General features: G+C 74.1%; 16 protein-coding genes. 13 read left to right on the top strand and 3 right to left on the bottom strand.

The genetic code is table 11. The annotated features are described in order from the left end of the window. The 3 genes from RMN57_RS09910 to RMN57_RS09900 are packed head-to-tail and all read left to right on the top strand — an operon-like array spanning position 1 to position 3,412. Positions 1 to 1,365, top strand: coding sequence for an aldehyde dehydrogenase family protein (locus RMN57_RS09910; protein WP_313763026.1), 1,365 nt, complete (start codon positions 1 to 3; stop codon positions 1,363 to 1,365). After that, complete coding sequence (locus RMN57_RS09905) at positions 1,365 to 2,393, top strand: proline racemase family protein (protein ID WP_313763025.1); 1,029 nt, start codon at positions 1,365 to 1,367, stop codon at positions 2,391 to 2,393. Before RMN57_RS09910 ends, RMN57_RS09905 begins: the two co-directional genes overlap by 1 nt. Next, positions 2,390 to 3,412, top strand: coding sequence for an ornithine cyclodeaminase family protein (locus RMN57_RS09900; RefSeq protein WP_313763024.1), 1,023 nt, complete (start codon positions 2,390 to 2,392; stop codon positions 3,410 to 3,412). Before RMN57_RS09905 ends, RMN57_RS09900 begins: the two co-directional genes overlap by 4 nt. 482 nt (positions 3,413 to 3,894) lie before the next feature. Here the strand turns inward: RMN57_RS09900 and RMN57_RS09895 are convergent, their stop codons facing one another. Next, positions 3,895 to 4,473, bottom strand: a complete 579-nt coding sequence (locus tag RMN57_RS09895) for a TetR/AcrR family transcriptional regulator (protein ID WP_313763023.1) — start codon at positions 4,471 to 4,473, stop codon at positions 3,895 to 3,897. Between the two features lie 123 nt (positions 4,474 to 4,596). Here RMN57_RS09895 and RMN57_RS09890 point away from each other — a divergent pair, with 123 nt between their 5' ends. The 3 genes from RMN57_RS09890 (at position 4,597) to RMN57_RS09880 (ending at position 7,072) form a co-directional block, all read left to right on the top strand. Continuing rightward, the gene (locus tag RMN57_RS09890) at positions 4,597 to 5,466 is read left to right on the top strand and encodes an NAD(P)-binding domain-containing protein (RefSeq protein ID WP_313767760.1); all 870 of its coding nucleotides are present in this window, start codon (positions 4,597 to 4,599) and stop codon (positions 5,464 to 5,466) included. A 188-nt stretch (positions 5,467 to 5,654) separates the two neighbouring features. Further along, positions 5,655 to 6,362, top strand: coding sequence for a GntR family transcriptional regulator (locus RMN57_RS09885; protein ID WP_313763022.1), 708 nt, complete (start codon positions 5,655 to 5,657; stop codon positions 6,360 to 6,362). A gap of 113 nt (positions 6,363 to 6,475) precedes the next feature. Next, entirely contained in the window at positions 6,476 to 7,072 is a 597-nt protein-coding gene (locus RMN57_RS09880; RefSeq protein ID WP_313763021.1) for a Uma2 family endonuclease, read from the top strand. Between the two features lie 15 nt (positions 7,073 to 7,087). Here RMN57_RS09880 and RMN57_RS09875 read toward each other — a convergent pair whose 3' ends face one another. Further along, positions 7,088 to 7,768 (bottom strand): ABC transporter ATP-binding protein, encoded by a 681-nt coding sequence (locus RMN57_RS09875; RefSeq protein ID WP_313763020.1) that lies wholly within the window; start codon positions 7,766 to 7,768, stop codon positions 7,088 to 7,090. Beyond that, entirely contained in the window at positions 7,765 to 8,841 is a 1,077-nt protein-coding gene (locus RMN57_RS09870) for an ABC transporter permease (RefSeq protein WP_313763019.1), read from the bottom strand. Before RMN57_RS09870 ends, RMN57_RS09875 begins: the two co-directional genes overlap by 4 nt. Before the next feature lie 186 nt (positions 8,842 to 9,027). Here RMN57_RS09870 and RMN57_RS09865 point away from each other — a divergent pair, with 186 nt between their 5' ends. The 7 genes from RMN57_RS09865 (at position 9,028) to RMN57_RS09835 (ending at position 17,082) form a co-directional block, all read left to right on the top strand. Continuing rightward, positions 9,028 to 10,296 (top strand): sensor histidine kinase, encoded by a 1,269-nt coding sequence (locus RMN57_RS09865; RefSeq protein ID WP_313763018.1) that lies wholly within the window; start codon positions 9,028 to 9,030, stop codon positions 10,294 to 10,296. Between the two features lie 29 nt (positions 10,297 to 10,325). Further along, the gene (locus tag RMN57_RS09860) at positions 10,326 to 10,973 is read left to right on the top strand and encodes a response regulator transcription factor (RefSeq protein WP_313763017.1); all 648 of its coding nucleotides are present in this window, start codon (positions 10,326 to 10,328) and stop codon (positions 10,971 to 10,973) included. Between the two features lie 372 nt (positions 10,974 to 11,345). Beyond that, complete coding sequence (locus RMN57_RS09855; protein WP_313763016.1) at positions 11,346 to 13,103, top strand: ABC transporter substrate-binding protein; 1,758 nt, start codon at positions 11,346 to 11,348, stop codon at positions 13,101 to 13,103. Between the two features lie 13 nt (positions 13,104 to 13,116). Then, positions 13,117 to 14,076: an ABC transporter permease gene (locus tag RMN57_RS09850; protein ID WP_313763015.1), complete on the top strand. Its 960-nt coding sequence runs from the start codon at positions 13,117 to 13,119 to the stop codon at positions 14,074 to 14,076. Beyond that, positions 14,073 to 15,059, top strand: a complete 987-nt coding sequence (locus tag RMN57_RS09845; protein WP_313763014.1) for an ABC transporter permease — start codon at positions 14,073 to 14,075, stop codon at positions 15,057 to 15,059. Before RMN57_RS09850 ends, RMN57_RS09845 begins: the two co-directional genes overlap by 4 nt. Beyond that, complete coding sequence (locus RMN57_RS09840) at positions 15,059 to 16,057, top strand: ABC transporter ATP-binding protein (RefSeq protein ID WP_313763013.1); 999 nt, start codon at positions 15,059 to 15,061, stop codon at positions 16,055 to 16,057. The genes RMN57_RS09845 and RMN57_RS09840 overlap by 1 nt, the downstream gene beginning before the upstream one ends. Beyond that, complete coding sequence (locus RMN57_RS09835) at positions 16,054 to 17,082, top strand: dipeptide ABC transporter ATP-binding protein (protein WP_313763012.1); 1,029 nt, start codon at positions 16,054 to 16,056, stop codon at positions 17,080 to 17,082. Before RMN57_RS09840 ends, RMN57_RS09835 begins: the two co-directional genes overlap by 4 nt. The last annotated feature ends 74 nt before the right edge of the window (positions 17,083 to 17,156 follow it).

Below are 17,156 nucleotides of genomic sequence, written 5' to 3'. Positions count from 1 at the left end.
GTGACGATCCGTTCGTACAACCCCGCCGACCCGACGGACCTCGTCGCCGAGGTGCCCGCCCCCGGCGCCGACGCCGTCCGCGCCGCCGTGGGCCGCGCCCGGGCCGCGCAGCCCGGCTGGCTCGCCTCCGGGGCCGGCGCCCGCTCGGCCGCACTCACCCGGATCGCCGACGCCGTCGAGGCGCACGCGGACGAGCTGGCCGCGCTGGTCGTCCGCGAGGTCGGCAAGCCGCTCGCCGAGGCGCGCGGCGAGGTGGCCCGGACGGCCGCGATCTGGCGCTACTACGCGCAGGCCCCCTACGCGGCGTCCGGCGCCGTGCACGAGACCGCGGGCGGGCCCGGGCTGCTGCTCACCCGCCGCCGCCCGTACGGGGTGGCCGGGCTGATCACGCCGTGGAACTTCCCGCTGGCGATCCCCACCTGGAAGGCCGCCCCCGCGCTGGCCGTGGGCAACGCCGTGGTGCTGAAGCCGTCCTCGGAGGCGATCGGCTGCGCGCTGCGGCTGGCCGAGCTGGTGGCCGCGGCCGGGCTGCCCGAGGACGTGTTCACCGTGCTGCCGGGCGGCGGCGCGGAGGGCGGGGAGCTGGTCTCCGCCGCGGACGTGGTCTCCTTCACCGGCTCCACCGGCGTCGGCCGGCAGGTCGTGCGCAGCGCCACCGAGCGCGGCGTCCCGGTCCAGGCCGAGCTCGGCGGCCTCAACGCCGCGATCGTCCTGCCGGACGCCGACATCGACCAGGCCGCGGCCCACCTGGCCGCCGCGATCGCCGGCTACGCAGGGCAGAAGTGCACCGCCACCAGCCGGGTGGTCGCCGTCGGCGAGGCGTACGAGCCGCTGCGGGCCGCGCTGGTCAAGGCCCTCGGGCAGGTCGACGACACGGCCTGCGGGCCGGTCATCAGCGCCGCCACCCGGGACGAGATCACCGCGGCGGTCGCCTCGGCCCGGGAGGCCGGCGCGGAGGTGCTGACCGGCGGCGGCACGCCGGACCGGGCCGGCTGGTACCTCGACCCGACCCTGGTCGCCGGCGTCCCGGACGACCACCCGCTGCGGCGCGAGGAGTTCTTCGGCCCGGTCGCGGTGCTGCACGCCGCCGCCGACCTGGACGAGGCCGTCGCGCTCGCCAACGACACGCCGTACACCCTCTCCGCCTCGATCCACACCCGGGACCTGGACGCGGCGCTCGTCGCCGCCGACCGGCTGGACGCGGGCATGATCCGGGTCAACGCGCCCTCCAGCGGCGTCGACTTCCACCTGCCGTTCGGCGGCGCCAAGGGCGCCAGCCACGGCGGGCGCGAACAGGGCACGGCCGCCCTGGACTTCTACACCCAGAGCCGCACCGTCACCCTGCTCCCGGCCGGAGGTGCCTGATGCAGGTCCGGACCGTGGACTACCACACCGCGGGGGAGCCGTTCCGGATCGTCCTGGACGGCGCGCCGGTGATCCCCGGCGACGCCGTCGCCGAGCGCCGGGCGATCGCGATCGGCGCCGGCGGCAGCGCCACCGCGCCCCGGCCCAGCGCGCTGGACCGGGTGCGGCAGCTGCTCACCCGGGAGCCGCGTGGGCACGCCGGGATGTACGGCGGGTTCCTGGTGCCCCCGGACGACGACGAGGCGCACCTGGGCGTGCTGTTCTGGCACAAGGACGGCTACTCGACCGCCTGCGGCCACGGCACCATCGCGCTCGGCGCGTGGGCGGTGGACTCAGGTCTCGTCACGGCCCCGGACGACGGCGTCGCCGGTGTGCGGATCGACGTCCCGTCCGGGCGGGTGACCGCGCTGGTGCACCGGACCGGGGGCCGCACCACCGGGGTGACCTTCCGCAACGTGCCGGCCGCCGTCAGCGCGCTCCAGCTCCCGGTGGAGACCTCCCACGGCACCGTCGAGGTCGCCGTCGCGCACGCGGGCGCCTGCTACGCCTCGGTGCCCGCGGCGGCGCTGGGCCTGTCCGTCGAGCCCGGCCGGCTGGCCGAGCTCACCGCCGCCGGCCGGGAGATCCGCGCCGCGCTGGAGGACTCGCCGGCCGTCCGGCACCCGCACGACCCGCTGCTCTCCGGCGTCTACGGCGTCATCCTGTACGACGAGCTGCCCTCCGCCGACGGCGCGCCGAACCAGCGCAACGTCACCGTCTTCGCGGACGGCCAGATCGACCGCTCGCCCTGTGGTTCGGGCACCTCGGCCCGGCTCGCCGTGCTCGCCGCCGAGGGACGGATCGCGCCGGGCGAGGAGCTGCGGCACGAGTCGGTGATCGGCACGGTCTTCACCGGCCGGGTGCTGCCCGGGGGCGACCCGCTCGCCGGCGGGGTGGTCACCGAGGTGACCGGCGCCGCCCACCGCACCGGCGAGCACAGCTTCTTGCTGGAGCCGGACGACACGCTGGGAACGGGGTTCCTGCTGTGACCGCGGACGTGGCGCAGGCGCCGGCGGACGCTCCGACCGCGGGCGCCGTGACCGCGGACGCGGCGGCCGGCCCGTCCACCGGCGCCCTCACTCTGCCCGGCGCGGCCGCTGAGCCGCTCCAGCACGCCGCGCCGGGCTCCGCCGGACTGACCCCGGGGGAGGCCGCCGACGCGATCGAGCGGGTGCTGCTGGACGGGCTGGACCCGGAGGCCGGACCGGCCCGCTCGGCCATGCCGGTACCGGCCGGGGAGCTGCTGCTGATGCCGGCCGCCTCGCCCGACCACGTCGGTGTCAAGATCGCCGGCGTGGCCCCGGCGAACCCGGCCGTCGGCCTGCCCCGGATCACCGGCAGCTACCTGCTGCTGGACGGGCCGACCCTGCAGCCGGTCGCGCTGCTCGACGGCGCCGCGCTCACCGCGCTGCGCACGCCCGCCGTCACCGCCGTCGCCATGCGCCGGCTGGCCGCGCCGGACGCCGCGCACCTGGTGCTGTTCGGCGCCGGCCCGCAGGCGTACGGGCACCTGGACGCGCTGCTCGCCGTCCGGCCGCTGACCCGGGTCACCGTGGTGGCCCGGAGCGCGGCGCCCGCCGAGGCGCTGGCCGGGTACGCCCGGGCCCGCGGCCTGGAGGCCGGGGTGGGCGGGCCGGCCGCGGTGGCCGAGGCCGATGTCGTGGTCTGCTGCACCACCGCCCGCACCCCGCTGTTCGACGGCGCGCTGGTGCCCGACCGCGCCGCCGTGGCGGCGGTCGGCTCGCACGAGCCGGACGCCCGGGAGGTGGACGCGGTGCTGGTCGGCCGGGCCGCGCTGTACGTCGAGGCACGTGAGCCGGCGCTGCGGGAGGCCGGTGACCTGCTGATGGCCGGCGTGGGGGAGGGCCACGAGCTCTGGAACCTGGCCGAGCTGGTGCGCGGCGAGGCGCCGGTGCCGACCGACCGGCCGCGCTTCTTCAAGAGCGTCGGCATGGCCTGGGAGGACCTCGCGGTGGCGGCCGAGACGCACCGGCGTGGTCTTGCCTGAGCCCGATTCAGGGCTGGACCTCCGGCGTCGGGTGGCTCCCGGCGCCGGACGGATGCCGGCGCGGGGCGCTCGGGTACCGGACGGATCCGGTGCCGGAGGCGACGGGCGCCGGAAGGCTCCCGGCCGCGGGTAGGTGGGCCGCGGCGGGGTGGTCGCGGCAGGTGGGCCGCGACGGGTCGGGTCCGGTGGCGGTGGGTACGCCACCGGGCCCGGCCGTGAGGAACGGCGGCGGGGTGGCCGTGGCTCTGGTGTGGGCCTGGCCGCGGTCGCCCGGCCGCCGGGGCACGGGCCCCGCGTGCCGTAGTGCGCGCGGGGCCGGAGCTGCGGCCGGTGTGGTGGGAAGGGATCCCCTGCCACGCCGGCCGCTTCGGCGTTTCCGGGCGCCGGACCACCCCCCCCGGCGGTGGCCGGCCCTCGGCGGTAACCGGCCGTCAGCGGTAACCGGTGATCAGCGACAGCCGGCCCTCGGCGGTGGCCGGCCGTCAGCGGTAGCCGGTGATCAGGCGGGCCAGGTGCTTGCCGGCCAGGTGCAGCGGTTCCTCGCTGCGGGTGATCTGCGCGGTGAGCTCCGCGCCCTCCAGGGTGTTGACCACCGTGACGGCCAGTTCGCGGGAGTCGTCCGCGCCCAGGCCGGAGGTCCGCAGCCGGTCCTCGACGATGGCGCGCCAGTGCGTGAACGCCTCGCCGACGGCCTGTTCGATGACGGGCGCGCGGCCCACCGTCTCCAGGGCGGTGCTGGTGATCGGGCAGCCGTCCTGCCAGTCGGAGGCGCGCAGCGCCTCGGCGAGGAGCCGGGTGCAGGCGGTGATCGCCTCGGCCGGATCGTCCGCCGCGCCCAGCCCCGCGCGGAGCAGCCCGGCGAACTCCTGGTCGCCGTGGCGGATCGCCTCCGCGGCCAACTCCTGCTTGCCGCCCGGGAAGAAGTGGTAGACGGAGCCGAGGGTGGCCTCCGCCTCGCGCGAGATCTGCTTGATCCCGGTGCCCTCGTAGCCCTGGCGCTGCAGCAACCGGGAAGTGGCCCGGACGATCCGCTCCCGGGTGCCGGTGGTCGTCGTCTTCACCCGGCGAGTCTAGGGCCTCTTCGCCACGGACTGAATAGAGCGTTCGTTCCAGAGTTCGTGCTAGCGTGCTTCTGGATAGAGCGTTCGTTCTAGCGGAGGGGGATCCCCGTGTCTTCTGTCGTCATGCCCGCCAAGCAGCCCGTCACCGTGATCGGACTCGGCCCGATGGGCCGGGCGATGGCCGGCGCCTACCTGGACGCCGGCCACGCCGTCACGGTCTGGAACCGCACCGCCGCCCGCGCCGACGAGCTGGTCGCGCGCGGCGCGGTGCTCGCGCCCGGCGCCGCGGCCGCCGTCGCCGCCAACGAACTGGTCGTACTCAGCCTCACCGACTACGACGCGGTCTTCGCCGTCCTCGACGCCGCCGGGGCCGCGCTCGCCGGGCGGGTCGTCGTCAACCTGAGCTCGGACACCCCGGAGCGGGCCCGGGAGGCCGCCCGCCGGCTGGCCGGGCTGGGTGCCGTCCACCTCACCGGCGGGGTGCAGTCGCCGCCGTCGGGCATCGGCAAGCCGGAGTCGTCCACCTTCTACAGCGGCCCGGTCGAGGCGTTCCGGCGCCACCGGGAGACGCTGGAGGTGCTGACCGGCGCCGACTACCGCGGTGACGACCCGGGGCTGGCCCAGCTGTACTACCAGATCCAGATGGACCTCTTCTGGACCTCGCTGGTCGGCTACCTGCACGCCACCGCGGTGGCCGAGGCCAACGGCATCTCGGCGGAGGAGTTCCTGCCGTACGCCAGCTCCACGGCGGCCTCGATGCCCGGCTTCCTGGCGTTCTACGCGCCCCGGATCACGGCCGGCCACCACGAGGGCGACGTCGACCGGATCGCCATGGGGCTGGCCAGCGTCGAGCACGTCCGGCACACGGTGGAGGCCGCCGGGGTGGACGCCTCGCTGCCGGCGCTGCTGGCCGACGCGTTCGGCCGCGCGGTGGCCGCCGGGCGCGGCGACTCCAGTGCGACCAGCCTGGTGGGGCTGTTCCGGAACGCCTAGAACGGGCCCTCGCGGGATCTTGGGAACGCGGTGGCCGCCGGCCGTTGCCACGGCCGGCGGCCCCTGCGAGCATGGGCTCCCACGGGGCCCCTGCGACGGCTGACGGACCGTCCGGATCACGGAATGTTGCACACTCAACGTAACGTGACATTGTACGCTGGTGTCCTGCAAACCTCCGGAGGAACACCATGGCCGACCTGAAACCCCGCACCCTGATCTCCGTCCAGGAGCGGCTGCGCGACCAGGTCGCCCACGCGCTCCGCGCGGCCCTCATCTCCGGTGAGCTGCGGCCCGGCGTGGTCTACTCCGCTCCCGCCCTCGCCGCCGACTTCGGCGTCTCGGCCACCCCCGTCCGGGAGGCCATGCTCGACCTCGCCCGCGAGGGCCTGGTCGAGGCCGTCCGCAACAAGGGCTTCCGGGTCACCGAGCTGACCGAGCGCGACCTCGACGACTTCACCGAGATCCGCGCACTGATCGAGGTCCCCACCGTCGGCCGGGTCGCCCGGACCGCCACGGCCGAGCAGCTGGAGGCGCTGCGCCCGCAGGCCGAGGCGATCGTCGCGGCCGCCCGCAAGCACGACCTGATCGGCTACCTGGAGGCCGACCGCCAGTTCCACCTCGACCTGCTCGGCCTGGCCGGCAACGCCCGCCTGGTCGAGGTGGTCGGCGACCTGCGCAAGCGCTCCCGCCTGTACGGACTGAACCGCCTGGACCAGCGCGGCGAGCTGGTCTCCTCGGCCGAGGAGCACCTGGAACTGCTGGACCTGATGGTCCGCGGCGACGCCGAGGCCGCCGAGGCCTGCATGTCCCGCCACCTCGGCCACGTCCGCTCCCTCTGGGCCGCCGACCAGGAGGCCGAGGAGGAGCGCCCGTCGCTCCGCCTCCGCTCGCGCTGAGGGCTCCTGGCCAGGCGTAAACCACTCGTTGGGGTGAAGGCTGAGGATCGGGCGTCGGGAGACCCCCGCGCCCTACGATGATGCTCTCGACATCGGCAGCAAGGAGGAATTCCATGTCCGCCGCAGCAGTGGAAGAGCCCATGGAGCAGCCGACGCTGCTCGAAGCCGCGGAGCTGATCGCCAACCAGTTCGCCGGGCACCGGGTCGAGATCGTCGGGAGCCAGATCACCGTGACGCCGCCACCGAACGCTTCGCACGGCAAGTCGCTGAGCCGTCTCATGCGCGTACTGTTCGCGGCGGGCCTCGACGGGGACGAGGTGGAGGTTCTGCAGAACGTCGGCATCTGGCTGCCGGACGGGCCGTCGGACTACGCCGTGCCCGACCTGTCGATCGTCGACGCCGACATCGACGACCACCTGATCGAGTACAACTGCTACGACCCTGCGATCTTCCGCCTCGTGCTGGAGGTGACGTCCTCCAACCTCAGCGACGACCTGAAGAAGAAGCCGTTCGCCTACGCGTCCGCCGGCGTACCGGTCTACGTGATCGTGGACCGGACGAACCAGCGCGTCATGGTGCTCACCGACCCCGAGGACGGTGAGTACCGCGTGCACGCCGTCCACCACCCCGGACAGTCCTTCACCCTGCCCGAGTCGATCGGGGCGGCGGTGACGCTCTCGGTGGACGACGTGCTCGCGGCGAAGAAGTAGCTCACTCGGAGTAGCTCACGCCGGCGTCGGGACCGTCAGCCTTCCGTCGTGGACCTCGGCCACCTGGTCGACCGCGGTCAGGTGGGTGCGGTCGTGGGTGACCAGGACGGTCGCGGTGGCGCGCCGGTGGGTGAGCTCGGTGATGAGCTCCAGGACGGCGGCGCCGCGTTCGTGGTCGAGGGCGCTGGTGGGCTCGTCGACCAGGAGCACGGTGGGGTCGTTCATCAGGGCCCGGGCGATGTTGACGCGCTGGCGCTGCCCGCCGGAGAGCTGGTGCGGCCGGTGGCCGGCCCGGTCGCGCAGGCCGACGGCGTCGAGCAGCTCCAGGGCCCGGGGGAGGGCGGCGCGCGGGGAGCGGCCGTCCAGGTGGGCCATCACCTGGAGCTGCTCCGCGGCGGTCAGCGAGGGCAGCAGGTTGGCCTGCTGGAACACGATGCCGATCCGGTGCCGCCGCAGGGTGGTCAGTTCGGCGCGGCCGAGGCCGGCGGTGTCGACGCCGTCCACCACGACCCGGCCGGAGTCCGGGGCGATCAGCGTGGCGGCGACCGCCAGCAGGCTCGACTTGCCGGAGCCGGACGGGCCGACCACCGCGGTGATCGAGCCCTTGGGGACGTCCAGCGAGACCTCGTCCAGGGCGGTCAGCCGGCCGTCGCCGTCCGGGTAGGTGAGGGTGATGCGGTCGAGTTCCAGTGTCATCGGGCGCTCCCCAGGGCGGTCAGCGGGTCGACGGCGGTGATCCGCCGGACGGACAGGGCGGCGCCGACCGCGCCGAGCGCGATCATCACGGCGGCCGGGAGGAGGACGGTCGGGGCGTCCAGGACGAACGGCACCGCGGAGCCGATCACGGCACCGGCGCCGACCGCGATCGCGGTGCCGAGGGCGGTTCCCAGCACCAGCAGCAGCACGGCCTGGCCGAGGGCGTCCCGCAGCAGGTAGCGGGTGGAGGCGCCGAGCGCCTTGAGAACGGCGATGTCACCGCTGCGCTGGATCGTCCAGACCGTGAAGAAGGCGCCGATGACGAGCGCCGAGATGGCGAAGAGGAAGCCGCGCATCAGCTGCAGCGAGCCGTTCTCCGAGGTGTAGGAGCCGATCGCGGCGAGCGCGTCCTCCCGCGTCCGGGTCTCGGTGCCCAGGCGGGCGTCGGCGGCGCCGAGATCCGCGCCGGAGGCGCTGGTCAGCGCGATCACGGTCGCGTGCCCGGCGCCGCCCGGGGCGAACCGCTGCCAGTCGGCGAGGCTGGTCCAGACGACCGGGGTGTGGCTGTACCAGGCGTCGTCCGCCACGGCCGCGACCTGGAGCGGGTGGCCGGCGACGGTGAACGTCGCGCCGGGCTGCAGGCCGCCGAGGTTCTCGGCGGCGGTCGCCGAGAGCACCGCCCGGCCGGGGGCGACGGGGGCTCCCTTCGGGACAAGCCCGGAGCCGTCCGGGACGCCGAAGGCGGAGAGCGCCGCGGTGCGCTGCCCGGCGGCGGCCTTGGTGGTGGTGATCCCGATCGGCTGTGCGGCCGAAACCCCCGGGACCCGCCCCCAGGCCTGCCACTGCTCGGGCGCGACCTGGGAGTCGGTGAACGAGAGCCGCTGGCCGTCGGCGGGCTTGGAGAAGACCAGGTGGTCGGCGGGCAGCCCGGTGATCGCCGAGATGTTCTGCCGGCCCAGCCCGGCCGTCAGGCCGGACAACAGGCCTACCAGCACGGTGATCAGCACGATGACGGTCCCCATCAGGGCGAACCGCCCCTTGGCGAACCCCAGGTCCCTCCAGGCGACGAACACGGTCAGCCTTCTCCCTTTCCGTTCCCGCTCGGTTGCCGGGCCTTTGCCCCGACGCTCACCACGGTCGCCGAACGGGGTGCCGCCGGGCATCGCCCGGGGGATTGGATCCCCGGCATCGAAGGGGAGAAGCGGAGTTCAACCTTTTGATTGATGCCTGGGGCGCGGCCCGGACCCTAGGCTGGAGGGATGGCGACCGAACGATCCCGTACCACCTCCGTCGCCCGCGTGCTCCAGGTCTGCCTGCACCTGCTGGTGGCGGGCCTGCTCGCGCTCGCCGTCGCCCGGGCCGCCGTCGGCCGGGGCGGCGACCTCGCCGCCGTGACCGCGGCCGCCACCGCGATGGCCGCCGTCTACGCCGCGGGCCCGCTGGTCGCCGCGGTACGGCGGTCGCCGCGGGCGGCCGCGCTGTGGCTGGCGTTGCTCGGCGTCACCTGGGTGGGCGTGCTGATCGCCACCCCGGACGGCGTCTGGCTGGCCTTCCCGCTGTACTTCCTGGAGCTGCACCTGCTCGGCCGCCGGGGCGGTCTGGCCGCCGTGGCCCTGACCACGGTCGCGGCGATCGTCGCGTACTCCTGGCACCAGCACACCGTGAGCGTCGCCGCGGCCATCGGCCCGGCGCTCGGCGCGGCCGTCGCCACCGCCACCGTGCTCGGCTACCAGGCGCTTTACCGGGAGAGCGAGCAGCGGCGCCGGCTCATCGACGAGCTGACCGCCGCCCGCGCAGACCTCGCCGCCGCGCACCACACCGCCGGCGTCCTCGCCGAGCGCGAGCGCCTCGCCCGGGAGATCCACGACACCCTCGCGCAGAGCCTCTCCAGCATCCAGCTGCTGCTGCGGGCCGCCCAGCGGGCCCTGCCGGAGCGGACCGAGGCCGCCGCGGACTACGTCGAGCAGGCCCGGCAGGCCGCCCAGGACAACCTCGCCGAGGCCCGGCGGTTCGTCCGCGCGCTCACGCCGCCCGATCTGGAGAGCGACTCGCTGCCGGTGGCGCTGGAGCGGCTCTGCGCGACGACCACGGCGCACAGCGGCCTGGCGGTACGGCTGCACGTCTCCGGTGACCCGGTCGGGCTGCCGGTGCCGCAGGAGGTGGCACTGCTGCGGATCGCGCAGTCGGCGCTCGGCAACGCCGTCCGGCACGCCGAGGCCTCGCACGCCGAGGTCACGCTCAGCTACATGGAGGGCGAGGTCGCGCTGGACGTGTTCGACGACGGGACGGGGTTCGATCCGGCGGCGGTGGCCGCGGCCGCCGGGACGGCGGGCGGCGACGGCGGCTTCGGGCTGCCGTCGATGCGGGCCAGGGCCCGGGCGCTGGGCGGTACCTTCACCGTGGAGTCCGCGCCCGGCGAGGGGACGGCGCTCGCCGTCCTGCTGCCGGTCGCCCCGGTGGACGGGCAGCGGGCGGAGGCGGACGGGGTCGGGGACCAGGCGGTGTCCGGTGCCGAGGAGCGTCCGTGAGCGAGGAGCGCCCGTGAACGGGGATGCACGTGAGTGAGCGAGTGATCCGGCTGCTGCTGGCCGACGACCACCCGGTGGTCCGGGCCGGGCTGCGCGCCGTCCTGGAGAGCGAGCGGGACTTCGCCATCGTCGCCGAGGCCGCGACCGCCGAGCGGGCGGTGGAGCTGGTGGCGGAGGCCGAGGTCGACGTGGTGCTGATGGACCTGCAGTTCGGGCCGGGCTCGGTGATGAACGGCGCGCAGGCCACCGCCGCCATCACCGCCCGGCCCGGCGCGCCGCGGGTGCTGATCGTCACCACCTACGACACGGACGCGGACACCCTGCCCGCGCTGGAGGCGGGCGCCACCGGGTACCTGCTGAAGGACGCGCCGCCGGAGGAGCTGGCCCGGGCCGTCCGATCGGCGGCGGCGGGGCGGACGGCGCTCGCGGCCACCGTGGCGGACCGGCTGCTGGAGCGGATGCGCACGCCGGCGGCGGCGCTCAGCGCGCGCGAGACCGAGGTGCTGGGGCTGGTCGCGGACGGGCTCACCAACCAGCAGATCAGCCAGCGGCTGCACCTCAGCCAGGCCACGGTGAAGTCCCACCTGGTGCACATCTACGCCAAGTTGGGGGTGGACTCGCGCACGGCGGCGGTGCGGGAGGCCCGCGGCCGGGGGCTGATCCGCCGCGGGGGCTGACGGCGTCCTCCCGTCCGGCCCCGGGCGGTCCTGCGTCCTCCCGTCCGATCCCGTCCGGGCCGGTGAGGTCCCGTCCGGTCCGGTGAGGTCCCGTGCGGTTCCGTGCGGTTCCGGGCCGTCCGGTGGGGCAGCCCGGCCGGGGCCGACGGAGGGTCACGTCACCGGAGGATTCCGGCGGTTCGGTGGTGTTCGCACGGACACAGCTCGGTAACGGGTCGCGTCACCTCTTGTGCAGTGCAATTTCACATTACTATGTTACGGGTCACACCGCGGAGCGCCAGACCCCCTGAGGTCGCCTCCCGGCCGGGCCCCGGACCAGCCCCGGGGCGGGACCTCGGCCCTCACTTCGGGCCCCCCACTGCGGAGTTGCACATGACCAGGCGCACCCAGGCCGCCCTCGCGGCGGCCATCGCAGCGACACTCACCCTCGGCCTCGGGGCCTGCGCGAAGGACAAGGACACGGACAACAGCGCCGACAGCAGCGCGGCGACGTCCACCAAGGGCCCGGGCGCCGACAGCGGCACGATCATCGGCGGCACCCCGGTCAAGGGCGGCACCCTGACCGTCCTGACCAACCAGGACTTCGCCCACCTCGACCCGGCCCGCAACTGGGTGGTGCCGCACATGGACTTCGGCACCCGGCTGCTCTACCGCACCCTGACCACCTTCAAGGCCGAGCCGGGCCCGGCGGGCAGCGAGATCGTCCCGGACCTCGCCACCGACCTCGGCAAGTCCTCCGAGGGCGGCAAGGTGTGGACCTTCACGCTCAAGGACGGGCTGAAGTACGAGGACGGCACGCCGATCAAGGCCGCCGACGTCAAGTACAACGTCGAGCGCTCCTTCTCGCCGGACCTCACCGGCGGCCCCGACTACGCGGCCCAGTACCTGGCCGGCGGCGAGAACTACAAGGGTCCGCTGAACGGCGAGCACCTGGCCTCCATCGAGACCCCGGACGACAAGACCATCGTCTTCCACCTGAAGCGCCCGGTCGCCGAGTTCTCCTACACCGTCACGCTGCCGACCTTCTCGCCGGTGCCGCAGTCCCGCGAGAAGGGCACCCAGTACGACTCCCAGGTCTTCTCCTCGGGCCCGTACAAGATCGAGACCTACGACCGCGGCAAGCAGCTGGTGCTGGTCCGGAACACCAACTGGGACGCCGCGACCGACCCGGTCCGCAAGGCCTACCCGGACAAGATCGTGGTGACCCAGGGCCTCAAGGGCGGCCAGGCCGACGACCGGATCATCGCCAGCAGCGGCGTCGACGCCTCGGCCATCGAGATGCCCTGGATGCAGCACGAGTCCGTCTCCAAGGTGCTGACCAAGCCGGAGGTCAAGGCCCGCATGGCGGCCGAGCGGACCGGCTGTACCGACATGCTGTACCTGAACACCGCCAAGGCCCCCTTCGACGACCCGAAGGTGCGCGAGGCGATGATGTGGGCCGTCGACCGCGAGGCCCAGGTCACCGCCTTCGGCGGGCCGGCGATGGCCGACGTGGCCACCTCCTACCTGCCGCCGTCGCTGACCGGCGGCGCCAAGGCCGACCCGCTGAAGATCCCGGTGACCGGTGACCCGGCGAAGGCCAAGGACCTGCTCAAGGCGGCCGGGAAGTCCGACCTGAAGGTCTCGCTCACCGTCTCGCTCGGTGACAAGACCCGCGCCGAGGCGATCCAGCAGTCGCTGGCCAAGTCCGGCGTCCAGGTCACGGTCAACACCGTCGACGCCTCCGCCTTCGCCGACACCGTCGGCGACACCAAGAACGCCCCCGACCTGGTGATCCAGGGCTGGTGCCCGGACTACCCGTCCGGTGCCACCTTCCTCCCGTTCCTCTTCGACGGACGGACCATCAAGGAGAAGGGCAACCAGGGCAACTACAGCCAGTTCCGTGACCAGGCGACGATGGACCGGATGGACCAGATCGCGGCCATGACGGACATCAACGAGGCGAACAAGGCCTGGCAGCAGCTGGACGAGGACCTGCTGAAGAAGGCCCCGGCCATCCCGCTGATGTGGCAGCGCCGCCCGCTGCTGACCGGCACCAACGTGGCCGGCGCGTTCGGCAACTCCGGTTACGCCGGCATGATCGACATGGCCGTGATCGGCCTCAAGGACCCCGCGAAGAGCCAGGGCTGAGGAACCGTCCGTCATGAGTACAACGACTGAGCCCGCCGCCGTGGACACCACGGCGGCGGGCCCCGCGAAGGCCGCCGGGCGCGGGCCCTGGCGGCTGGTCTGGGACCAGCTCTGGGCCAAGGGCTCCGCCCGGTTCGGCCTGATCACCGTCGCCGTGCTGGTCCTGGCGGCCGCCCTGGCCGGCCCGTTGAGCGCACTCGGCGGCTGGTCCCCCGAGGAGTTCGACAAGCGGGCCATCGACCCGTACCTGGGCGGTCTGCCCCGGGGCGACTTCGGCGGCATCGGGGCCCGGCACTGGCTGGGCGTCGAACCCATCACCGGACGCGACCTGTTCGCCCGGGTGCTGCACGGCGGCCAGGTGTCGCTGCTGATCGCCTTCGCCGCCACCGCGGTGGTCGTCGTCGTCGGCACCCTGGCCGGCATCGCGGCCGGCTACTTCGGCGGCCGCGTCGACGCCGTGCTGTCCCGGCTGATGGACCTCACGATGTCCTTCCCCTCGCTGATCTTCATGATCGCGATGATGTCGGTGGCCAAGGACGTCAACCGGATCCTGCTGATGACCTCGGTGATCGGCCTGTTCGGCTGGCCCGGCATCGCCCGCGTGGTCCGCGGCCAGACCCTCTCGCTCAAGCACCGCGAGTACGTCGAGGCCGCCAAGGTGGGCGGCGCCCAGTCCTGGCGGATCCTCACCCGGGAGATCCTGCCGAACGTCTCCGGCCCGATCATCGCCTACACCACGCTGCTCGTCCCCGGCATGATCGCGACCGAGGCGGCGCTCTCCTACCTTGGCGTCGGCGTCCGCCCGCCCACGGCCTCGTGGGGGCAGATGATCGCCGAGAGCATCGTCCACTACGAGGTCGACCCGACGTACTTCCTGATCCCGACGGTCTTCCTGTTCATCGCCGTGCTCGCCTTCACCCTGCTCGGGGACGCGCTGCGCGACATCCTCGACCCGCGGGGAGGCCGGTCGTGATCCTCTACCTCGGCCGCCGGCTGCTCGGGGTGCTCGGCATCCTGCTGGCCATCTGCGCCATCACCTTCACCATCTTCTACCTGCTGCCGAACGACCCGGCCGGCGCGGCCTGCGGCAAGACCTGCAGCCCCGAACGGCTCGCCGACGTCAAGGCGGCGATGGGCCTGGACAAGCCGGTCTGGGAGCAGTTCGGCGCCTACCTGGCCGGCATCTTCGCCGGCCGCGACTACGGCTCCGGGCCCAGCGCCACCCACTGCGGCTTCCCCTGCCTCGGCTTCTCCTACGAGTACTCGCTGCCGGTCTGGGACCTGCTCGTGGACCGCCTGCCGGTCTCCGTCTCGCTCGCCCTCGGCGCGGCCGTGCTCTGGCTGGTCCTCGGCATCGGCGCCGGCGTCGCCTCGGCGCTGCGCAAGGGCAGCCTCACCGACAAGGCGCTCATGGTGCTCTCGGTCGGCACCGCCTCGCTGCCGGTCTACTTCACCTCGATCATGCTGATCTGGGGCGTGGTGCGGACGCTGGGCTGGCTGCCCTACCCGGCGTACCACCAGTTCACCGACGACCCGTTCGGCTGGGCGTCCAACCTGCTGCTGCCCTGGATCGCGCTGGCCCTGCTGTACGCGGCCCAGTACGCCCGGCAGAGCCGCAACTCGATGATCGAGACGCTGGCCGAGCCGTACGTCCGGACCGCGCGCGCCAAGGGCCTGCCCGCCCGGACCGTCACGGTCAAGCACGGGCTCCGCTCCGGCATGACGCCCATCCTCACCATCTTCGGCATCGACCTCGGCGGCCTGCTGGCGGGCGCGGTCATCACCGAGTCCATCTTCGGCCTGCCCGGCGTCGGCCGGCTCTTCTACGACGGGCTGCTCCGCTCCGACCAGCCCGTCATCCTCGGCGTCACCCTGCTCGCGGCCTTCTTCATCGTCGTGGCGAACCTGCTGGTCGACCTGCTCTACGCGGTGGTCGACCCGAGAGTGAGGTACTGATGGCTCTGCTGGAGGTCGACGACCTCAGGGTCGCGTTCGACACCCCGCGCGGTACCGTCCGGGCCGTCGACGGCATCTCCTTCGCCGTCGAGGCCGGGCGGACCCTCGGCCTGGTCGGCGAGTCCGGCAGCGGGAAGTCCGTCACGTCGCTGGCCGTCATGGGCCTGCACCGCGGCGCCGCCGTCACCGGGTCGATCCGGCTCGCCGGGCAGGAGCTCGTCGGCCTCGGCGAGCGCGAGTTCGGCACCGTCCGCGGCCGCCGGATCGCCATGATCTTCCAGGACCCGCTCTCCAGCCTGCACCCCTTCTACACCGTCGGGGAGCAGATCGCCGAGCACTACCGGGTGCACTTCAAGGCCTCCCGCAAGGCCGGGCGCGAGCGCGCGATCCAGATGCTCGGCGAGGTCGGCATCCCCGAACCCGCCCGCCGCGTCGACGAGTACCCGCACCAGTTCTCCGGCGGCATGCGCCAGCGCGTCATGATCGCCATGGCGCTCGCCTGCGAGCCCGACCTGCTGATCGCCGACGAGCCCACCACCGCCCTCGACGTCACCGTCCAGGCCCAGATCCTGGACCTGATCGCCCGCATCCAGCAGGAACGCGGCCTCGGCGTCGTCATGATCACCCACGACCTCGGCGTGGTCGCCCGGGTCGCCCACGAGGTGCTGGTGATGTACGGCGGCCGGGCGGCCGAACAGGCCCCCGTCGACCGGCTGTTCGGCGCCCCCGCACACCCGTACACCCGCGGGCTGCTGGACTCGCTGCCCCGCCTGGACGACACCGACGACGCCCCGCTGCGCGCCATCCCGGGCAGCCCGCCGTCGCTGATCGCCCCCGCCCCCGGCTGCTCCTTCGCCCCGCGCTGCGCCCGCACCACCGCCGCCAGTGCCGAGGACCACGCCCGCTGCCTGTCCGAGCGCCCGGTGCTCGGCCCGCTCGCCCCCGGCCACCAGGCCGCCTGCCACCTGCCGCTGGTGCCGCAAGGAGCCCGTTCATGACCGCACCCACGCCCTCGGCCGCCCGTCCGGCCCGGGCCGAACCGCTGCTGTCCGTCCGGGACCTGGTCAAGACCTTCCCCGGCAAGCGCGGCCGCGCCGGCCGGGCCGGCGCGCCGATCCGCGCGGTGGACGGGGTGAGCTTCGACGTCGGCAAGGGCGAGACGCTCGGCCTGGTCGGCGAGTCCGGCTGCGGCAAGTCCACCACCGGGCGGATGATCGTCCGGCTGCTCGACCCCACCTCGGGCACCGTCACCTTCGACGGCACCGAGATCGGCGGCCTCTCGCAGGCCGAGCTGCGGCCGCACCGGCGGCACCTGCAGATGGTCTTCCAGGACCCGTACTCCTCGCTCAACCCCCGCCAGACGGTGGCCCGGATCATCTCCGAGCCGCTGCTGATCCAGGGGGCGAGCGCGGCCGACGCGCGCAAGCGGGCCGCCGGGCTGATGGAGCTCGTCGGACTGATCCCCGAGCACATCGACCGCTACCCGCACGAGTTCTCCGGCGGCCAGGCGCAGCGCATCGGCATCGCCCGCTCGCTGGCCACCTCGCCCCGGCTGGTGATCGCCGACGAGCCGGTCTCCGCGCTGGACGTCTCCATCCAGGCCCAGGTGGTCAACCTGATGGAGCGGCTGCAGCAGGAGCTGGGCCTGGCCTACGTGTTCATCGCGCACGACCTCTCGGTGGTCAAGCGGGTCTGCGACCGGGTCGCGGTGATGTACCTCGGCCGGATCGTCGAGATCGGCGCCAAGGAGGAGGTCTACGGCAACCCGGCCCACCCGTACACCCGGGCGCTGCTCTCCGCCGTGCCGCTGCCGGACCCGGCGGCCGAGCGGGCCCGCGAGCGGATCGTGCTGCTCGGTGACCCGCCGAGCCCGGCCAACCCGCCGTCCGGCTGCACCTTCCACCCGCGCTGCCCGAAGGCGCAGGAGCTCTGCCGGACGGAGCGGCCGCTGCTCCGGATCACCGGGCCCGGGGCCCGGGAGGCGGCCTGCCACTTCCCCGAGGTCGCCCAGAACGCGACCTGACCCCGGACCACCGACCGCCGTACCGCTCGCATCCCCCACGTCGGGCGGTACGGCTGCACACCGGGGGCCGCCCT

Origin of the sequence: Kitasatospora sp. CM 4170 (assembly GCF_032110285.1) — a bacterium.
In the GTDB taxonomy this organism is placed as follows: domain Bacteria; phylum Actinomycetota; class Actinomycetes; order Streptomycetales; family Streptomycetaceae; genus Kitasatospora; species Kitasatospora aburaviensis.
The sequence above is the reverse complement of the archived record's forward strand: the minus strand, read 5'-3'. Positions and strand labels throughout refer to the sequence as shown.

Coding starts and splice junctions, on each gene's coding strand:
- RMN57_RS09840 (WP_313763013.1), top strand. CDS start 15,059: ATGGCTCTGCTGGAGGTCGACGACCTCAGGGTCGCGTTCGACACCCCG.
- RMN57_RS09855 (WP_313763016.1), top strand. CDS start 11,346: ATGACCAGGCGCACCCAGGCCGCCCTCGCGGCGGCCATCGCAGCGACA.
- RMN57_RS09885 (WP_313763022.1), top strand. CDS start 5,655: ATGGCCGACCTGAAACCCCGCACCCTGATCTCCGTCCAGGAGCGGCTG.
- RMN57_RS09850 (WP_313763015.1), top strand. CDS start 13,117: ATGAGTACAACGACTGAGCCCGCCGCCGTGGACACCACGGCGGCGGGC.
- RMN57_RS09835 (WP_313763012.1), top strand. CDS start 16,054: ATGACCGCACCCACGCCCTCGGCCGCCCGTCCGGCCCGGGCCGAACCG.
- RMN57_RS09890 (WP_313767760.1), top strand. CDS start 4,597: ATGCCCGCCAAGCAGCCCGTCACCGTGATCGGACTCGGCCCGATGGGC.
- RMN57_RS09905 (WP_313763025.1), top strand. CDS start 1,365: ATGCAGGTCCGGACCGTGGACTACCACACCGCGGGGGAGCCGTTCCGG.
- RMN57_RS09875 (WP_313763020.1), bottom strand. CDS start 7,768: ATGACACTGGAACTCGACCGCATCACCCTCACCTACCCGGACGGCGAC.
- RMN57_RS09880 (WP_313763021.1), top strand. CDS start 6,476: ATGTCCGCCGCAGCAGTGGAAGAGCCCATGGAGCAGCCGACGCTGCTC.
- RMN57_RS09865 (WP_313763018.1), top strand. CDS start 9,028: ATGGCGACCGAACGATCCCGTACCACCTCCGTCGCCCGCGTGCTCCAG.